This is a genomic window from Nitratidesulfovibrio sp. 1201_IL3209 (assembly GCF_036763125.1).
In the GTDB taxonomy this organism is placed as follows: domain Bacteria; phylum Desulfobacterota; class Desulfovibrionia; order Desulfovibrionales; family Desulfovibrionaceae; genus Cupidesulfovibrio.
Genome location: NZ_JBAIYT010000039.1, coordinates 20,103 through 37,313 on the forward strand (window position 1 = coordinate 20,103; position 17,211 = coordinate 37,313).

The 17,211-nt window shown below is 69.5% G+C and carries 13 protein-coding genes; 8 read left to right on the plus strand and 5 right to left on the minus strand.

Annotation, left to right across the window (positions count from 1 at the left end):
* Positions 1-10: 10 nt before the first annotated feature.
* The 4 genes from V6B97_RS14990 to V6B97_RS15005 all read right to left on the minus strand — a co-directional run bounded on the left by V6B97_RS14990 (position 11) and on the right by V6B97_RS15005 (position 7,005).
* Positions 11-964 (minus strand): peptidyl-prolyl cis-trans isomerase, encoded by a 954-nt coding sequence (locus V6B97_RS14990; protein ID WP_333507316.1) that lies wholly within the window; start codon positions 962-964, stop codon positions 11-13.
* A 208-nt stretch (positions 965-1,172) separates the two neighbouring features.
* Positions 1,173-2,471, minus strand: coding sequence for a peptidylprolyl isomerase (locus V6B97_RS14995; RefSeq protein WP_333507317.1), 1,299 nt, complete (start codon positions 2,469-2,471; stop codon positions 1,173-1,175).
* A 52-nt stretch (positions 2,472-2,523) separates the two neighbouring features.
* Positions 2,524-6,129 (minus strand): transcription-repair coupling factor, encoded by a 3,606-nt coding sequence (gene mfd, locus V6B97_RS15000; protein WP_333507318.1) that lies wholly within the window; start codon positions 6,127-6,129, stop codon positions 2,524-2,526.
* A gap of 399 nt (positions 6,130-6,528) precedes the next feature.
* Positions 6,529-7,005: a chemotaxis protein CheW gene (locus V6B97_RS15005; RefSeq protein WP_012611435.1), complete on the minus strand. Its 477-nt coding sequence runs from the start codon at positions 7,003-7,005 to the stop codon at positions 6,529-6,531.
* A 519-nt stretch (positions 7,006-7,524) separates the two neighbouring features.
* Between V6B97_RS15005 and V6B97_RS15010 the strand changes: the two genes are divergently transcribed.
* Complete coding sequence (locus V6B97_RS15010; RefSeq protein ID WP_012611434.1) at positions 7,525-7,749, plus strand: hypothetical protein; 225 nt, start codon at positions 7,525-7,527, stop codon at positions 7,747-7,749.
* A gap of 331 nt (positions 7,750-8,080) precedes the next feature.
* Here the strand turns inward: V6B97_RS15010 and V6B97_RS15015 are convergent, their stop codons facing one another.
* The gene (locus V6B97_RS15015) at positions 8,081-9,418 is read right to left on the minus strand and encodes a UDP-glucose dehydrogenase family protein (RefSeq protein WP_333507319.1); all 1,338 of its coding nucleotides are present in this window, start codon (positions 9,416-9,418) and stop codon (positions 8,081-8,083) included.
* A 323-nt stretch (positions 9,419-9,741) separates the two neighbouring features.
* Here V6B97_RS15015 and V6B97_RS15020 point away from each other — a divergent pair, with 323 nt between their 5' ends.
* The 7 genes from V6B97_RS15020 (at position 9,742) to cimA (ending at position 16,906) form a co-directional block, all read left to right on the plus strand.
* The gene (locus tag V6B97_RS15020) at positions 9,742-10,476 is read left to right on the plus strand and encodes a pyridoxine 5'-phosphate synthase (protein ID WP_333507320.1); all 735 of its coding nucleotides are present in this window, start codon (positions 9,742-9,744) and stop codon (positions 10,474-10,476) included.
* Between the two features lie 239 nt (positions 10,477-10,715).
* Entirely contained in the window at positions 10,716-11,093 is a 378-nt protein-coding gene (locus tag V6B97_RS15025; RefSeq protein ID WP_333507321.1) for a holo-[acyl-carrier-protein] synthase, read from the plus strand.
* 67 nt (positions 11,094-11,160) lie between these two features.
* Positions 11,161-12,861 carry an NAD(P)H-hydrate dehydratase gene (locus V6B97_RS15030; RefSeq protein WP_333507322.1) on the plus strand — a complete coding sequence of 567 codons (1,701 nt, stop codon included), beginning with the start codon at positions 11,161-11,163 and terminating at the stop codon, positions 12,859-12,861.
* Complete coding sequence (locus tag V6B97_RS15035) at positions 12,852-13,304, plus strand: CBS domain-containing protein (RefSeq protein ID WP_333507323.1); 453 nt, start codon at positions 12,852-12,854, stop codon at positions 13,302-13,304. Before V6B97_RS15030 ends, V6B97_RS15035 begins: the two co-directional genes overlap by 10 nt.
* An 83-nt stretch (positions 13,305-13,387) precedes the next feature.
* Entirely contained in the window at positions 13,388-13,960 is a 573-nt protein-coding gene (tsaE, locus tag V6B97_RS15040; RefSeq protein ID WP_442935498.1) for a tRNA (adenosine(37)-N6)-threonylcarbamoyltransferase complex ATPase subunit type 1 TsaE, read from the plus strand.
* An 83-nt stretch (positions 13,961-14,043) separates the two neighbouring features.
* Positions 14,044-15,273, plus strand: a complete 1,230-nt coding sequence (locus V6B97_RS15045) for an aspartate kinase (protein ID WP_333507325.1) — start codon at positions 14,044-14,046, stop codon at positions 15,271-15,273.
* A gap of 10 nt (positions 15,274-15,283) precedes the next feature.
* Positions 15,284-16,906 (plus strand): citramalate synthase, encoded by a 1,623-nt coding sequence (gene cimA, locus V6B97_RS15050; RefSeq protein WP_333507326.1) that lies wholly within the window; start codon positions 15,284-15,286, stop codon positions 16,904-16,906.
* Positions 16,907-17,211: the final 305 nt, after the last annotated feature.

Consider the following 17,211-nt stretch of genomic DNA (forward strand, 5'->3'; position numbering starts at 1 on the left):
ATTGCGGGGGCTAGATGCGAATGTCGATGACGGCCTTGTCGCGCAACTGCTTGGTGTATTCCGTGAAGCGTTCCTGCAGCTTGGGCTCGCGCAGCAGGTTCTCGATCTCGGGGGTGGCTTCCTCCACCGACTGGGAACGGCCGGCCGAAACCTCCACCAGCTTGAGCATCGCCTTGCGCCCTTCCACCAGCATGACCTTGCTCACCTCGCCCGCCTTCAGGCCGTCAAGGGCCTCCTTCCAGGCCGGGGCGAGGTCGGTCCACTTCAGGGTGCCGATGTCGCCGCCGGCACCGGGGTTGGGGCCGATGGACTCGGTGGCGGCCAGCTGTTCGAAGGTCGTCTGGCCGGTGCGCACCTTGTCGGCCAGCCCTTCGGCATCGGCGGTGGGGGCGAAGATGACCAGGCCCAGGCGCACGGTGCGGTCGGTGACGAACTGCGACTTGTGCGTCTCGTAGTATTTCTTGACCTCTTCCTGGGTGATCACGATCTTGCGGGCGATCATCAGGGTGAGCAGGCGGTGGCGCAGGATGCCCTTGCGCACGCGGTCGCGCATGACGTCCATGGACAGGCCCTGCTGCACCAGCTGGCGCTCGAATTCCTGCTGCGAAAGCTGGCTGCGCTGCACGAACTTGCGCAGTTCGTTGTCCACTTCGCTGTCCTGCACGGTGATCTTCCAGCGTTCCGCCTCCTGGTTCATCAGGATGTCGGTGATCATGGAGTCGAGCACCTGCAGGTGCACCTTGCGCACCGCCTCCTGGTGGGCGGGATTGTTGCGGTCGAGGCCGAGGCGCATCAGATCGGGGGTGGACTGGGCCTGCACGTCGAAGAACGTTATCATTTCGCCGTTGACCACGGCTGCGATCTTGTTGATCTGTTCGGCCCGGGGAGCCACGACCGCCACGGCGGCAAGGCAGACAAAAAGGACGGGGGCGGCAAGGCAGAGGGTGCGGAGCAGCGGACGCAAGGGGCACTCCTGTTTGGTGGTTGGGGGACCGGCCCGGAATCGGCGCCGGGAAGTGTTGCCTACCTGAAGGCCGGTGTTCCCCGGTTCGAGAATCCACGTGGGTCGCGTGGCGCCGGGGCGTGCGGGGTTCGCCGGGCTGGTATGGCCTCGGCAAACCCGGCATGTAATACCTTTTTCCCGTTTATGCAATCAGCCGCAACACTACGTATTATTTCGTCTTTGTCGTACGTTGCCTGCCGTTTGCCGGGGCCGTGCGCGCGTCCCTGCCGTCCTCGGGGGCGGCGGTCGGCGCGTCCATCCGGGCTCCGGCGGCCGTGCCATCGCCGGGCTCGGCCTCGTCCAGACTGTCCATGGGGTTGTCCGTGGGGCTGTCCACGGGGCCGTCCATGGGCTGCATGCCCTGCCCCGGCATGTCCGGCGCAGACATGTCAGGCCCCGACCTGCCCGGTGCGCCCAGGCCCCCCGGCGAGCCCGGCGGGCCAGCCGCGCCGGTGGCGTTGCCGCCGTCGGCGGATGCTCCGTCCCTTGCGGCGCCGCGCGCCTCGGGCAGCAGGTGCGCGGACACCCTGATCCGCGCGGTGCGCAGTTCCGCATCTATCCAGCGGGCGTACGCCTCGTCCATCTTGCGTTCCAGCAGCACCCGTTCCACCAGCGGATAGGCGTGGGAAAGCTCCAACTGCTTCTCGGGTATCTCGCCCACCAGCAGGAACGACTGGTAGCCCCACTCCCCCTGCTTCACGGCGGATGCCTGCCGGGGCGCAAGCCCGGCCAATTCCTTGCTCCACAGGGCGGGCAGGCGGTCGCGGCGCATCTTCACCTCGCGCACGGTCACCGTGGGCTGGGCGGCCTCCACGTCGGCGGGCCGGGCTCCGTTCAGGGACAGGGCACGGGCCTTGTCCACGGCGGCCTTGTCCGGCCCGGCCACCACCAGGAACTGCACCCGGCGCGGCAGGCGGTAGTCCTGCCGGTGCGCGGCATAGTAGCCCTCCACCTCTTCCAGCGGGATGCTGATGGCGGGGCGCAGGATCTGGCGCATGAACTTCTGCATGGCGATGCGCGCCCGCAGGCGCGAACGCCACAACTCCAGGTCGATGTATTCCTCGACCAGCGATTTTTCGAATTCCCCCGCCGGGTAGTCGGCGCGCACCTCGGCCTCGGCCTCGGCCACTTCGGCGTCGGTGACCACGATGTTCTCGCGCGCCAGCGCCTGCGCCACCAGTTCCTGCACGATGAGGTCGGACAGCACCGTGCCGTACTGGGCCTGCAACTGCTCCACCGAGGGGGCGTGGCCGGACCAGCTCATGCTGCTCATGTCGTGCACCGCCTCCAGCGTGCGCAGCATGATGGGCCGGTCGTTGACCGTGGCCACCACGCCCTCGGGCAGGGGGTCCTGGCCGCAGCCGGACAGCAGCAGCGCCAGCAGCAGCGGCAGGACGGCCCATGCCGCCCCGCCGGGACGCTGGGCGGAACCGGGGGAGCGGTAGCGGCGGAAAGGCGACATGGCCATGAGGGGGAATACTCTCCAGTTGCGGTGCATGCGTCGGGGACCCGGCGCCTGGTCAGGCGGCCGTCCGGTCTCCGGTGGCGCCGGTGGATGGGGACGGCGCCAACGCGGCCAGTTCGGTGCGCACCGCGTCCAGCCGCGCGCCCAGATCGCCCTGGGCCTCAGCCGCGGAACCGGGCACGGCCTCCAGGCGCACTTCCAGCGTGGCCGGGGGCACCAGCCGTGCCCTGCCCTGCCGGGCCGCCACCCAGGCCACCAGCCGTTCCGGCGCGATGGCGGTCTGGCGCTCGTCCCAGGCCAGGCGCAGACGTTCGGGGTGGATGTCGGCCCGCACCACCTGCAACGAGGCCAGGAAGCGCTTCAGCACCAGCACGGCCAGGAAGTTGCGCAACTCCGGCGGGCAGGGGCCGAAGCGGTCGCGCAGTTCCATTTCCACGTCCTGCAACGTGGCGGCGTCCGGCGCGGACGACAGGGCCTTGTAGAACTTCAGCCGTTCGCGGGCGTCGCCAATGTACGTTTCGGGGATGTGCGCGGCAAGCCCGATGTTCAGTTCCGGCTCCACCGCCTCGCGCGGGGGATCGCCCTTCAGGCGGGCCACTTCCTCTTCCAGCATTTCCAGATACAGGTCGAGGCCCAGGCGGGTCATGTGGCCGGACTGCACCTCGCCCAGAATGTTTCCGGCGCCGCGCAACCGCAGGTCTTCCATGGCCACCTGGAATCCCGCGCCCAGGTAGTCCAGTTCGAGGATGATGCGCATGCGCTGGCGGGCCTGCTCGGGCAACCGTTCGGCGTCGGACACCACGAACACGGCGTAGGCCTGCCGGTCGGACCGGCCCACCCGGCCGCGCAACTGGTACAACTGCCCCAGCCCGAACATCTGGGCCTGGTCCACGATGAGCGTGTTGGCGCGCGGAAAATCCAGGCCCGATTCCACGATGGCCGTGCATACCAGGACATCGAGTTCGCCGTGCCAGAACTTGTGCATGGTGTCTTCCAACTCGCGCTCGCCCATCTGGCCGTGGGCCATGCCCACGCGGGCCTCGGGCGCCAGCCCGCGCACGAACTCCGCCACCCGTTCCAGCCCCTGCACCCGGTTGTGCACCCAGAACACCTGCCCCTGGCGGGCGATTTCGCGCTCCAGGATCTGGCGCAGGGCGTTCTGGTCGCGCTCGATGAGCGCGGTGGCCACGGGCTTGCGTTCCGGCGGCGCGGTCTCGATGACCGACAGTTCGCGGATGCCCGACATGGACAGTTGCAGGGTGCGCGGAATGGGCGTGGCGGTCAGGGTCAGGGCGTCCACGTTCTTGCGGAATTTCTTCAGCTTTTCCTTGTGGCGCACGCCGAAGCGCTGTTCCTCGTCCAGCACCAGCAGGCCCAGGTTGGGCAGTTGCACGTCGTCGGACAGCAGGCGGTGGGTGCCGATGAGGATGTCGATCTGCCCGCGCGCGGCGGCGGTGAGCACTTCCTTCTGCTTCTGGCGCGGCACGAAGCGGCTCAGCATGCCCACGTTGACCGGGAACCCGGCCAGTCGGCTGCGGAAGGTCTGGTAGTGCTGTTCGGCCAGTACCGTGGTGGGGCACAGCAGGGCCACCTGGCGGCCTTCGGCGGCGGCGCGGAAGGCGGCGCGCAGGGCCACCTCGGTCTTGCCGAAGCCCACGTCGCCGCACACCAGCCGGTCCATGGGCTCCGGCTTTTCCATGTCGTCCAGCACGTCCTGGATGGCCCGGGCCTGGTCGGGGGTCTCCTCGAAGCCGAACGACGCCTCGAACTCGCGGTACAGCTCGCCCAGCGGGCCGTAGCGGTAGCCTTTGGCCACCTTGCGGTAGGCGTACATCTCGACGAGGTCGGCGGCGATCTTCTCGATGGCCTTGCGGGCCTTGTCCTTGCTGGCCCGCCAGCCGGAGCCGCCCAGCTTGTCCAGCGCGGGCGCGGAATCGTCGGCGCCCCCGCTTCCCTTGAACCGCTGGATGAGCGAAAGCCGGTCGACGGGAAGGTACAGCCTGTCCTCGCCCGCGTATTCCAGCAGCAGGAAATCGTTGGCCACCCCGCCAAGGTCCATGCGGTGCAGCCCGCCAAAGCGCCCCACGCCGTAGTCGCGGTGCACCAGCAGGTCGCCGGGCGCAAGATCGTCGTAGCGGTCCAGCCCCAGGAAGGCCCCGGTGGGCACGCGGGGCTGGCGGTCGGCCTTGGGTTGCAGCACGTCCTCGCCGATGACCAGCACGTTGTCCCACGCAAGGTCGATGCCCGCGCGGAACGGAGCGACCAGCGCGTATAGCCCCCGGTCCGCCGGGGAATAGCGCAGGGCCGGGCGCACCCCGTCCTGCTCGGCCAGCTTCAGGAACTTGCGGCGGCTGCGGTCGTTGGCGAAGCTGAGCACCACCTGGCGCCGCTCGGAGGTCCACTGGCGCAGGGCGGTCACCAGCCGCTGCCAGGGCCTGTCTTCATCCACAGGCACCGCGGGAGTCGCGGAAAACAGGTCGCGGAAGGCGTGCAGCCGCCGTTCCGGCAGGTCCACGCCGGTGCGCTCCACGCCCATGACCAGCCGCTCGAAATGGGCCACGGACCGGCCGCGCCAAGCCGTCTCGGCCTCGTCGGCGTCGCGCAGCACCAGGGCGCGCGGCTGGCGCAGGCGGTGCTCGTCGTACTGCCGGTCCAGGAAGGCCTCCCAGTTGGTGCGGGCGGCCTCCAGCGCCGTGGACAGGTCGGCCCGGTCGGGCAGCAGCCACACGGCGTCGCGGGGCAGCCAGTCCTCCATCCAGGTGGCGTTCTCGTACCAGGCGCCGGGCAGAAGCCCGGTGACCTCGCCCTCGGCCATGCGGGCCAGGGCGGCGGCCTGCTCGCCGTCGATGACGCCCTCCTTGCGCAACTGCTTCCAGCGGCGGGCGGCGGCTTCGCGGTATTCGCGGCTGCCCACCACCGGGGCCACGGGCAGCAGGCGGAACTCCTCCAGGCTGGCCAGCGAGCGCTGGCTGGTGGCGTCGAACAGCCGGATGTCCTCCAGCGTGTCGCCGAAGAATTCCAGGCGCAGCGGCTTTTCGTAGCCGGGGGGGAAGATGTCCAGGATGTCGCCGCGCCGGGCCGCCTCGCCGGGGCGGCTGACCATCTGGGCGCGCTCGAAGCCCCAGTCGATGGCCTGGTCCAGCACCAGTTCCGGCGACATGTCCTCGCCACGGGCCAGGCGCAGTTCGTGGTGTTCGAAGATGTCCACCGGCGGCAGCTTGGGCAGCAGGTTGTCCACCGAGACGATGACCCCGCGCGGATGCTCGCGGCGGCTCAGGGCGTACAGGCTGGCCATGCGCGCGGCCCAGGCCGCGCGGCCGCGCGTGCCCGCCGGGTGCTGCGGAAAGACGATCCACTGCGCGTCCCAGCGGGCCTGGGTCACGGACGGGTCCGCGCCGGAAAGCTCGGGCGAGAACAGGGTGGTCAGGGCGCGGGCCTCGGCCAGTTCGGCGGCGTCGCGCACCACCATGACCACGTCGCGCCCGGCGCGCATCAGGGCCAGGGCCAGGCGGGCGGCCCCGCCCATGCCGCTGCGGGCCACCTCTATCCGCAGGGCCCCGGCCGCCGCAAGGGCGTGGGCTCCACCGGCATGGCTCGCGGCGGACGCCGGTACGGCAAGGCCGGACACGGCCAGACGGGATGTCAATTGCTCGAAATTCACGGTGCCTCCGTGCCCCCGCGGCCGGTGCCCGGCACGCCCCGACACGCCCCGGCAGACGGGCGCGGCAAGGGCGTGGGTGCGCAGGTGAACGGCAAAAGGCCGCTCCGCCCCTTTTGCCGACGCGGCGCGGGCACGGGGAAGGCGGCATGGATGTCGTGTGGCGCGCGCGGCACGCGCCGCGCGCAGGGCGGGACCGACCGCCACCAATACTACCAACTGCAGTACCGACGGCACGCGCCGCGCGCAGGGCGGGACCTTACCCGGTTCGGCCTTGCGGCGCAATGTCCCCGCGCCGGTCCGGCCCCGGGACGCATTGCCCGGACCCGGCATGGCGGAGGCCCCAATGCGCAACGCCCCGGGGCCTGGGCCGCCGGGGCGCGTGCGAGAACGGGGAAATGCCTAGATGTGGCCGAGGACGCTCATGTCGTCGTTGGACAGCAGCTTGTCGAGGTCCAGCAGGATCAGCAGGCGATCCTGCAGCTTGCCCACGCCGCTGATGTACTCCGACTCCAGCCCGGCGACCACCGGTGGCGGCGGCTCGACCGTGCTCGCGGGAATGCGCAGCACTTCCGAAACGGAATCCACCACGAACCCGACGATCATGTTGTTGATCTCGATGACGATGATGCGGGTATGCTTGTCGTGGCTCTTGGAGTCGAGACCGAATCTGCGACGCAGGTCGATGATGGGAATGACCTTGCCGCGCAGGTTGATGACGCCCTCGACGAACTCCGGCGCGCGGGGAACCTTGGTGATCTCCATGGTGCGGATGATTTCCTGCACCTTCAGGATGTCCACCCCGAATTCCTCGTCGCCGATGCTGAACGTGACGAGTTGCAGCAGTTCATCGTCCTGCTTCTTCTGCGTTGCATCCATGATCAGCTCCTTGGTGCGGGTAGCTACAGTTGCGGCAGTCCGGGCGACGAACGCCGCGACCGCACGCACCATCCTATGCGGAATCACCCGTCAAGGCAAGCGACACGCCCGTGGCGTCTTCCCTTCCGCAGGCCGTATTCCCGCCATGGGGCTTGATAATCACGCCGCCGTGGCGTAAAAGGTGGCTGCACAGCCCAATGCCAGTCCGTCTGCCCGTGAACCGGCGCGTGAACCGTCATCGTGAACCGTCATGTTGACCCGCGCGGTGGCCGTGCGCCTTGGCGCACGCCCCCCGGCAGGAACGCACCGCACGAGCCCCGCATCCTTTGTGGCCCGCGGGCGCTGTTTCATGACGTGGACATGAAATGCACGGTGAAATGGACGGTGAACTGGCCGATGAACTGGACAGGACGCGCGGGGCTGGCAGACGACTGGCCAGAAACGTCCGAGAGAGGCAGGCGGCCGGCCCGGCGACCGCCCCGGCACCATAACGTCCACCGACGCGGAGGAATGCGGCCCATGGCGCATATGTTCCCCTTCCCCGACGACCTGCCCCTCGCCCTGCAAATCAAGGCTCTCGGAGACGAGGAGTTGCTCGACTTCTGGGAGGAGACCCAGTTCCTCGAAAAATTTCTGGAAGAAGACTTCAACGTGCAGCCGCAGCACTCCGTGGAGTACGAACGGCTGATCCTGCAGGAACTGCAACTGCGCTCCTGTAGACGCAGCCTTGACCGGCGCCCCTAGGCGGGCCGACGGACGAGGCTGCCACGACGCCACCCGGCAACGCCACCCGACGGACCCCGCCTGACGGGGGCTGGCCTACCGCCGAGCCGAAGCCGCGACGGTCACGTGGAAAGGGCCGCATCCTGCGACAGGGTGCGGCCCTTTCCACGTACTGGCGGGCATACGCCCCCCACCGCACCCGCCCGCGTGCCGCGCGAACCCGTTCGTTCGCCCCGCAACGCCGTGGCCCGGCTCCCCGCGCGTCCCCGGCAAAGCCCGCCAACCTGTCCCGCATGCAAAGGCCCCCCGCCGGAAATTCCGGAGGGGGGCCTGGCGCATTCGGGCTGCGGGGCTACAGGCTGGCGGCCCGCCCCACGCAGAAGTAGGCGAAGCCCTGTTCGCCCATGAACGCGGGCGAGTACAGGTTGCGGCCGTCGAACAACATCGGCGCGGTCAGCAGGTCCTTCACCCGCTCGAAGTCGGGGTTGCGGAACTGGTTCCACTCGGTGACCACCAGCAGCGCCTGGGCGCCCCGGCAGGCCTCGTATTGTTCGGACACGATCTCCACCAGCGGGTTGTCGCCGATGAGCCTGGCCGCGTTCTCCGACGCCACCGGGTCGAAGGCCCGCACGCGCATGCCGTGGGCGGTCAGGTCGGCGATGATGGACAGGGCCGCCGCCTCGCGCATGTCGTCGGTGTTGGCCTTGAAGGCCAAGCCCCACAGGGCCAGCGTCTTGCCCGCAACCCCGCCCTGCGGCGCGAAGTAGTCGCGGATGCGCCGGGCCATGGAGACCTTCTGGCGGGCGTTGACGTCCTCCACGGCGTCCAGCAGTTGGGGCACGGCCCCGGCTTCGCGCGCGGTGTGGATCAGCGCCTTGACATCCTTGGGAAAGCACGAGCCGCCGTAGCCCACGCCGGGGTAGATGAAATGGTAGCCGATGCGCTGGTCCGAGCCGATGCCGATGCGCACCTCGCGCACATCGGCCCCCACCTTTTCGCAGATCCCTGCGATCTCGTTGATGAACGAAATTTTGGTGGCCAGCATGCAGTTGGCGGCGTACTTGGTCATTTCCGCGCTGCGGGTGCCCATGACGATGAGCTTGTCGCGGCTGCGCGCGAAGGGCGCGTACAACTGGCGCAGGTATTCGGCCGAGCGCTCGTCTTCCGTGCCGACGACCACGCGGTCCGGCTTCATGAAGTCGTTCACCGCGTCGCCTTCCTTGAGGAATTCGGGGTTGGACACCACGTCGAAGGCGATGTCCGCGCCGCGCGCGGCCAATTCCTCGCGGATCAGCCCGCGCACCCGGTCGGCGGTGCCCACGGGCACGGTGGACTTGTCCACCACGATGAGCGGACGGTGCATCAGGCGGCCGATCTCGCGGGCCACCTGGTCCACGAAGGACAGGTCGCACGAGCCGTCGTCGCGCGAGGGGGTGCCCACGGTGATGAACACGAACTGGGCGCGCGCAAGGCCCTGCTCCAGGCTGGTGGTGAAGACAAGGCGGCCTTCCGCGTGGTTGCGGCGCACCAGGTCTTCGAGGCCGGGCTCGTAGATGTGCACCTTTCCGGCGGTCAGGGTTTCCACCACGGCGGGGTTCACGTCCACGCAGCAGACGTTGTTGCCCATTTCGGCGAAGCAGGCGGCGCTGACCAGGCCGACGTAGCCGGTGCCGACAATGCAGACGTTCATGCGATCCTCGTTATGTTTCGTGCGGGATATGCGGATATTCGGGAAATGGCGAAGCGGCCGCGCACTGTTCGAGCGGTCATCTTATATACGCACCCTGCCCTACATCGGTGGCCCGCCGTTCGTCAACGGAGGAGCCGGTGACGCTCCCTGCCCGCCTGCCCGGCAAGGCCGGAACGCAACCGGACCTGCCCGGCCCCGTCCCCGGCAGCGTGTCCCGAACAGTATACCCCGAACAACGCACCCCGACCAGCAGACCCTTGACTTCGCGCCCGCAGGGGTGTGAAAATCCCGCACATTCGGTATGTTCACCCCAAGGAGCCGCCATGCCCGTTCTCGTCGTCAACGTGGACCACGTCGCCACCCTGCGCCAGCAGCGCCTCGGCAAGGAGCCGGACCCGCTCACCGCCGCCCACATGGCGGAACTGGCGGGCGCGCGCGGCATCATCGTGCACCTGCGCGAAGACCGCCGCCACATCCAGGACCACGACGTGGAACTGATGGCTCGCACCCTGAAGACCCGCCTGCACCTGGAAATGGCCGCCACCGAAGAAATGCAGTCCATCGCCCTGTCCGGCAAGACCCGCCGGCCGCACATGGTCTGCCTGGTGCCCGAAAAGCGCGAAGAACTGACCACCGAGGGCGGCCTTGCCGTGGCCGGACGCGAGGCGTTCCTGAAAGACTACCTCGCCCCCATCCACGCAGCGGGCATCCTGTCCAGCCTGTTCATCGAGGCGGACGAGGCCCAGGTGCGCGCCGCCGCCGCCATCGGCTGCCCGTACATCGAACTGCACACCGGCCACTTCGCCGACGCCCCCACCCGCGCCGCCCAACGGGCCGAGCGCGACAAGATCGTGCGGGCCATCGGCCTCGCCCGGTCGCTGGGCCTTTCCGTCAACCTGGGGCACGGCCTGAACTACGACAACATCTACGATTTCGCGGAAGTGCCGGGCATCAGCGAGTTCTCCATCGGCCATTCCATCGTCGCGCGCGCGGTGCTGACCGGGTTCGAACGCGCCGTGGCCGACATGGCCGCCATCATTGCCCGGTTTCCGGCCTAGGGGTTGTTTCTAACTTGTCCTTTCGCCCGTTGGCGTCGTCAAACTTCGCCTACCATTTCGGTCAAATACGATAAGAGTATATTCCCTCATGGCAGGCTTGTTTTCCTTGCCAACGAACGAAAATCCTACGTTAGAAACAACCCCTGGCATGCGCCCCGCACGCCGGGCCACAGTCCATACGCACGGAAGGCCACGTACATGTATATGATGCACCAGCCAACACACGCCAGAGGCGCCGCATGATCGTGGGCCTCGGCATCGACGTCGCGGAGCTTTCGCGCATCGCCAGGGCCTGGGAACGCCACGGCCGCCGCTTTGCCGCGCGCGTGCTGCATCCGGCCGAACTGGCCTGCCTGCCCGTCGCGCCCGTGGCGTTCCTGGCCGCGCGCTTCGCCGCCAAGGAGGCCGCCGTCAAGGCGCTGGGCACCGGCTTTTCGCAGGGCATCGGCCCGCGCGACATCGAGGTGCGCCCCCTGCCCACCGGGCACCCCCGGCTGGTGCTGCACGGCAAGGCCGCCGACCGCTTTGCCGCACTGGGCGCCACCACCGCCCACGTCTCGCTGACCCACGGCCGCGACACCGCCGCCGCCGTGGTGGTGCTGGAGCGGCAGCCATAGCCAGTCACCTGAAACCATCGCAACGAATTTCCGGGGGAAGGAACCCCATGCTGCACAGGAGCCTTCCATGACCCCGAACGACAGACCTGACCGCTGGCGCCTGCCCCATGTGGACCTGCCCGCCCCGGAAGAGATGGCCGGGTGGGACCGCGCCGCCATGGCCGACTTCGGCCTGCGCGAAGAGATGTTGATGGAGAACGCCAGCCGCGAGGCGTTGCACGTGCTGCGCGCGGAGTTGGCCAGTCGGGCAGATTGCCGCCCGGCAGGCCGGACCGGCACGGGAGCCGGGATGGCCCCCGACGCGCCCGACGCGCCTGCTGCACCCCCCTCCCCTGCCGCCACCTTCTCCCTTTCCGGCCTGCGGGTGTTGCTGTTCATGGGCGGCGGCAACAACGGCGGCGACGCGGCCGCCCTGGCCCGCCACCTGCACGACGCCGGGGCCGAGGTGCTGGTGCTGCACACCCGCCCCCTGGGCGGGTATCGCGGCGCTGCCGGGTATCACGCCCGCCTCGCCAAACGCTGCGGCGTGCCCTTCCGCCCCGCCGGGGCGTGGCCGCGCAGCCTGCCCGACCCGTGCTGGCTCACGCCGCATGTCGTCGTGGACGGCCTGCTGGGCACCGGCTTCAGCGGAACTCTCCGTGAACGCGAGGCGGGGCTGGTGGCCGCCATCAACGAGCTTTCCGACCGGGCCCTGGTGCTGGCGCTGGACATCCCCTCCGGCCTCGGCGGCCTGACCGGCCGTCCCCGGCCCGACGCCGTGCGCGCCCACGCCACCGTCACCTTCGAGGCGGCCAAGCCCGGCCTGGTCCTGCCCGAGGCCGCCCCCTTCACGGGCCGCCTGCACGTGCGGCCCATCGGCATCCCGAAGGCGGTGCGCGCCCTGCACCCCGCCTCGTACCGCATGCTGGACGACGCCTGCCTCGCCACCCTGCCCGCGCCCTCGCCCTGCATGCACAAGGGCACCGCCGGGCACGTGCTGGTGGTGGGCGGGTCGGAAGGGCTCACCGGCGCGCCGCTGCTGGCGGGGCTTGGCGCGCTGCGCGGCGGCGCGGGGCTGGTCACCGTGGCCTGCCCCGGCGGTCTCGCCGCCGAGGTCAAGGCCGCCACCCCCGACGTGATGACCCTGCCCCTGGGCGAACGCCGCGCCTGGGACCCCGCCGCCCTGCCCGGCCTGCTGGCGCTGGCGGCGCGCTGCAACGCGCTGGTGATCGGCCCCGGCATGGGCCGCTCGCCCGAGGCGGCCGAGGTGCTCGGCGCACTGCTGGCCCTGCCCGGCCGCCCCCCGGCGGTCATCGACGCCGACGGCCTGTTCCCGCTGGCGGAAGGTCTTGTTTCGCTTGATTTGGTGGGTGAAACGGATATTGTTACCCCCCACCCCGGCGAAATGGCCCGCCTCGCGGGCCTCACCACGGCGGACGTGCAACGCGGCAGGGCGGCCACGGCACGGGCCTTCGCGGCGCGCTGCGCGGGGGTGCTCGTGCTCAAGGGCGCGGGCAGCCTCGTCACCCGGCGCGACCGGCCCATCACCCTCATTCCCCTTGCCGCACCCACGCTTGCCGTCGCCGGTTCGGGCGACGTGCTCTCCGGCCTTGCCGGGGCCCTGCTGGCGCAGGGCGCGCCGTCCGAGGTGGCCGCCTGCCTTGCCGCGTACCTGCACGCCAAGGCCGGTCAACTACTGCTGCACGACTACCCCGCTCGGGGCAACACCCCGCGCGAAATCGCCGACGCCATCCCCCGCGTGCGAAAGGAGCACTCCCCATGCTGCTAGCCAAGGACATCATGACCGCCGCCCCCGTCACCGTCACCCCGGAAACCGGCATCGCCGAAGCGGCCCGCATCATGATCCAGCGCAAGTTCAACGGCCTGCCCGTGGTGGACGGAAAGGGAACCCTCGTCGGCGTCATCTGCCAGAGCGACCTCATCGCCCAGCACAAGAAGCTGAACCTGCCCACGCTGTTCACCGTGCTCGACGGCTTCATCCCCCTGCGCTCCATGAGCGACCTTGACGAGGAGATGCGCAAGATCTCCGCCACCAACGTGGGGCAGGCCATGACGCCGGACCCGGTCACCGTGGGGCCGCAAACGCCCATCGACGAGGTGGCCAGCCTGATGGTGGACTCCAAGTACCACACCCTGCCCGTGGTGGACGCGGGCAGGCTGGTGGGCGTCATCGGCAAGGAGGACGTGCTGCGCACCCTTGCGGGGGCGTAGCCGTCGGGCGCATGGCCCCAGCGAATTCCGTCCGGCCCGACCGACCCGATCGGTCCATCCGGCCCGTCCGTGATGACACGGTCCTGACCCTGCGGCTGCCCGGCCCCGGCGACACCCTGCGCCTGGGGCGCGCCCTGGCGCTGGCCCTTGCGGCCCGGCCCGGCGCGCGCACCCTGCTGCTGTCGGGCGGGCTCGGCGCGGGCAAGACCACCCTGGTGCGCGGCCTGGTGGAAGCCCTGCCCGGCGGCGACAACGCCGAGGTCAGCAGCCCCAGCTTCAATATTTGCAACATGTACCCCACGCGGCCGGAAACGGCCCATTACGACCTCTACCGCCTGGAACCGCCCCCCGGGGTAACCCACGCGGCAGCGGACGACGCCCTGCTGGACCTTCTGGAAACGGAAGGCCCCCGCCGGGCGCTGGTCATCGTCGAATGGGCCGAACGCCTTCCGGCCGACGTGCTGCCCCCCGACAGGCTGGAGCTCACCTGGCTTCCCGCCGCGCACGGCAGGCTCATCACGGCCATTGCCCGGGGAGAGGCGGCACGCCGCGTACTGGATGCGACGGCGCGCGAGGTCGCGGACCTCGTGGCGCCGGAAACGGGGGCGGCCCCCGCCACTCAGGCCGCCGCCCAAGAAGACCGAGAGAACACGTAGCGACGCGGCCGGGCCCCGGCCCGGAGCATGACACCCACAATACTGGGCACAACGCTCGACACAACGCACGATAAGGAAGCGGTATGCGTATTCTGGTGCAGAAGTTCGGCGGCACGTCCGTCGCCAACCTCGAATGCATGAAGCAGGTGCGCGAGAAGGTCAGGCGGGCGCTGCGCGACGGCTGCAAGCCGGTGGTGGTGCTTTCCGCCCGCTCGGGCGAAACCAACCGCCTGCTGGCCCTGGCCGACGAATGGTCCGCCGACCCCGACCCGGCCGAGGTGGACGCCCTCATCGCCACCGGCGAACAGGTCTCGGTGGCGCTCTTCTCCATGCTGCTCAAGGATTCCGGGATCAAGGCCCGCTCCATGGCCGGGTTCCAGGTGCCCATCACCACCAGCGACGCCTTCGGGCGGGCGCGGATCATGGACATCGACGCCACGCGCCTGCGCAAGGAACTGGAAACCCACGACGCCATCGTGGTGGCCGGGTTCCAGGGCGTGACGCCCGAAGGACGCATCACCACCCTGGGGCGCGGCGGCTCCGACACCAGCGCCGTGGCGCTGGCCGCCGCCCTGGGCTCCGTGGAATGCGAAATCTACACCGACGTGGACGGCGTCTACACCACCGACCCCAACCTGTGCTCCACCGCCCGCAAGCTGGACCGCGTCTCGTACGACGAGATGCTGGAAATGGCCAGCATGGGCGCGAAAGTGCTGCAAATCCGGTCCGTGGAGTTCGCCAAGAAGTACAAGGTGCCCGTCCACGTGCGCTCAACCTTCACCGACACCCCGGGCACCATGGTCACCCAGGAGGATTGCGAGATGGAAGCCGTACTCGTTTCCGGCATAGCATACGACAAGGATCAGGCGCGGGTGACCCTGCGCAGCGTGCCCGACAGGCCGGGCGTTTCCGCCGCCATCTTCGGCCCGCTGTCGCAGCAGGGCATCCTGGTGGACATGATCGTCCAGAACCCCAGCCGCGACGGCGTGACGGACATGACCTTCACCGTGCCCCGCAAGGACCTCAAGAAGACCCTGGCGCTGATGGAGGAAATCCGCAGCCGCACCGGCGCGCAGGAAGTGCTGCACGACACCCAGGTGGCCAAGGTTTCGGCCATCGGCGTGGGCATGCGCAACCATTCCGGCGTGGCGGCCAAGGCGTTCGCCGCGCTGCACGCGGAAAACATCAACATCCTGATGATCAGCACGTCGGAAATCAAGATTACCTGCCTCATCGAGGAAAAGTACACCGAACTCGCCGTGCGCACCCTGCACGACGCCTTCGGCCTGAATCGCGATCTCGGCGACGCATAGGGCCACCGTCATGACCCGGCGCATACAACTGTACGACACCACCCTGCGCGACGGTTCGCAGTCCGAGGACATCAACCTCACCGCGGCCGACAAGCTGAAGATCGCCCTCAAGCTGGACGAGCTCGGCATCGACCGCATCGAGGGCGGATGGCCGGGGTCGAACCCGGTGGACGTGGCGTTCTTCAAGGAAATCGCGAACTACCACCTGAAGCACGCGATGATCAGCGCCTTCGGCAGCACGCATCATCCCAACTTCACGGCGGACAGCGACCCCAACCTGCGCGCCATCGCGGAATCCGGGGCGCGGGTGGCCTCCATCTTCGGCAAGTCGTGCGAGGTGCACGCGGCCGAAGCCCTGCGCCTGGACGCCGCGCGCAACCTGGAGATCATCGGCGACTCGGTGGCCTTCCTGAAGGGAAAGCTGGCCGAGGTGTACTTCGACGCGGAGCACTTCTTCGACGGGTACCGGCACAACGCCGCCTACGCGCTCAGCGCGCTGCGCCGCGCCCACGAGGCGGGCGCCGACGTGCTGGTGCTGTGCGACACCAACGGCGGCACCCTGCCGCACGAGGTGGCGCGCATCGTGGCCGAAGTGCGCGAGGCGTTGCCCGGAGCGACCGTGGGCATCCACGCCCACAACGACTGCGAACTGGCCGTGGCCAACTCCATCGCGGCGGTGCAGGCCGGGGCCTCGCAGATCCAGGGCACCATCAACGGGGTGGGCGAGCGCTGCGGCAATGCCAACCTGTGTTCCATCATCCCCACGCTGGAACTGAAGTTCGGCGGGAACTACGCCTGCCTGCCCCAGGGGCGGCTGCAACAGCTCACGGCGGTGGCCGCCTACGTCTCGGAAGTGGCCAACATCCCGCCGTTCAGCCGCCAGCCGTACGTGGGCCGCTCGGCCTTCGCCCACAAGGGCGGGGTGCACGTCAGTGCGGTGAACCGCAAGTCGTCGCTGTACGAGCACATCAGCCCCGACGTGGTGGGCAACCGCCAGCGCATCCTGATCACCGAACTGGCCGGACGCAGCAACATCGTCTCGCTGGCGCGGCGCTTCGGCTTCCACCTGGACAAGGACGAGCCGGTGGTCAAGGGCCTGCTGACCGAACTGAAGAAGAAGGCCAGCCTGGGCTACGACTACGCCGCCGCCGAGGCCTCGGTGGAACTGCTGATCCTGCGCAAGCTGGCCCGGCGCGGCGTGCGCGAGTTCTTCCGGCTGTTGCAGTTCCGGGTGCTGGAAACCAAGCACGACAGCGAGGGCGATCCGGTTTCCGAAGTCTCGGTGATGGTGGACGTGGAGGGCGTGACCGAACACACCGCCGCCACCGGGCGCGGCCCGGTGAACGCGCTGGACAACGCCCTGCGCAAGGCCCTGATGGGCTTCTACCCGCGCCTGAACGAGATGCGCCTGCTCGACTTCAAGGTGCGCGTGCTGACCGGCGCGGAAACGGGCGGGGGCACGGCCTCCACCGTGCGGGTGCTCATCGAGTCGGGCGATTCCGACAGCCGCTGGGTGACCGTGGGCGTCTCGTTCAACATCATAGAGGCAAGCTGGCAGGCCCTGGCCGATTCCATCACCTACAAGCTGTACAAGGACGAACACGCCCGCAGGGCGGGTTCGGACGGCGAATAGAGTCGAACACGCCCGCAGGGCGGGTTCGGACGGAGAGTAGAGTCGAGCACGCCCGCAGGGCGGGTTCGGACACGAAGCAAACGCCGGACACGCGCGCCGGGGCACCCTCCCCGCCGCCGCCGTCCCCCCGGCCGCATCACGACCAGCAACGCCCCGGCCGTGCGGCCGGGGCGTTGCAGACTGCTGACAAACCCAAATTCTTGCGGGGGGGGGGGGGGGGGGGGGGGGGGGGGGGGGGGGGGGGGGGGGGGGGGGGGGGGGGGGGGGGGGGGGGGGGGGGGGGGGGGGGGGGGGGGGGGGGGGGG

Coding starts and splice junctions, on each gene's coding strand:
- V6B97_RS14995 (WP_333507317.1), bottom strand. CDS start 2,471: ATGGCCATGTCGCCTTTCCGCCGCTACCGCTCCCCCGGTTCCGCCCAG.
- V6B97_RS15005 (WP_012611435.1), bottom strand. CDS start 7,005: ATGGATGCAACGCAGAAGAAGCAGGACGATGAACTGCTGCAACTCGTC.
- V6B97_RS15010 (WP_012611434.1), top strand. CDS start 7,525: ATGGCGCATATGTTCCCCTTCCCCGACGACCTGCCCCTCGCCCTGCAA.
- V6B97_RS15015 (WP_333507319.1), bottom strand. CDS start 9,418: ATGAACGTCTGCATTGTCGGCACCGGCTACGTCGGCCTGGTCAGCGCC.
- V6B97_RS15020 (WP_333507320.1), top strand. CDS start 9,742: ATGCCCGTTCTCGTCGTCAACGTGGACCACGTCGCCACCCTGCGCCAG.
- V6B97_RS15025 (WP_333507321.1), top strand. CDS start 10,716: ATGATCGTGGGCCTCGGCATCGACGTCGCGGAGCTTTCGCGCATCGCC.
- V6B97_RS15030 (WP_333507322.1), top strand. CDS start 11,161: ATGACCCCGAACGACAGACCTGACCGCTGGCGCCTGCCCCATGTGGAC.
- V6B97_RS15035 (WP_333507323.1), top strand. CDS start 12,852: ATGCTGCTAGCCAAGGACATCATGACCGCCGCCCCCGTCACCGTCACC.
- V6B97_RS15045 (WP_333507325.1), top strand. CDS start 14,044: ATGCGTATTCTGGTGCAGAAGTTCGGCGGCACGTCCGTCGCCAACCTC.
- cimA (WP_333507326.1), top strand. CDS start 15,284: ATGACCCGGCGCATACAACTGTACGACACCACCCTGCGCGACGGTTCG.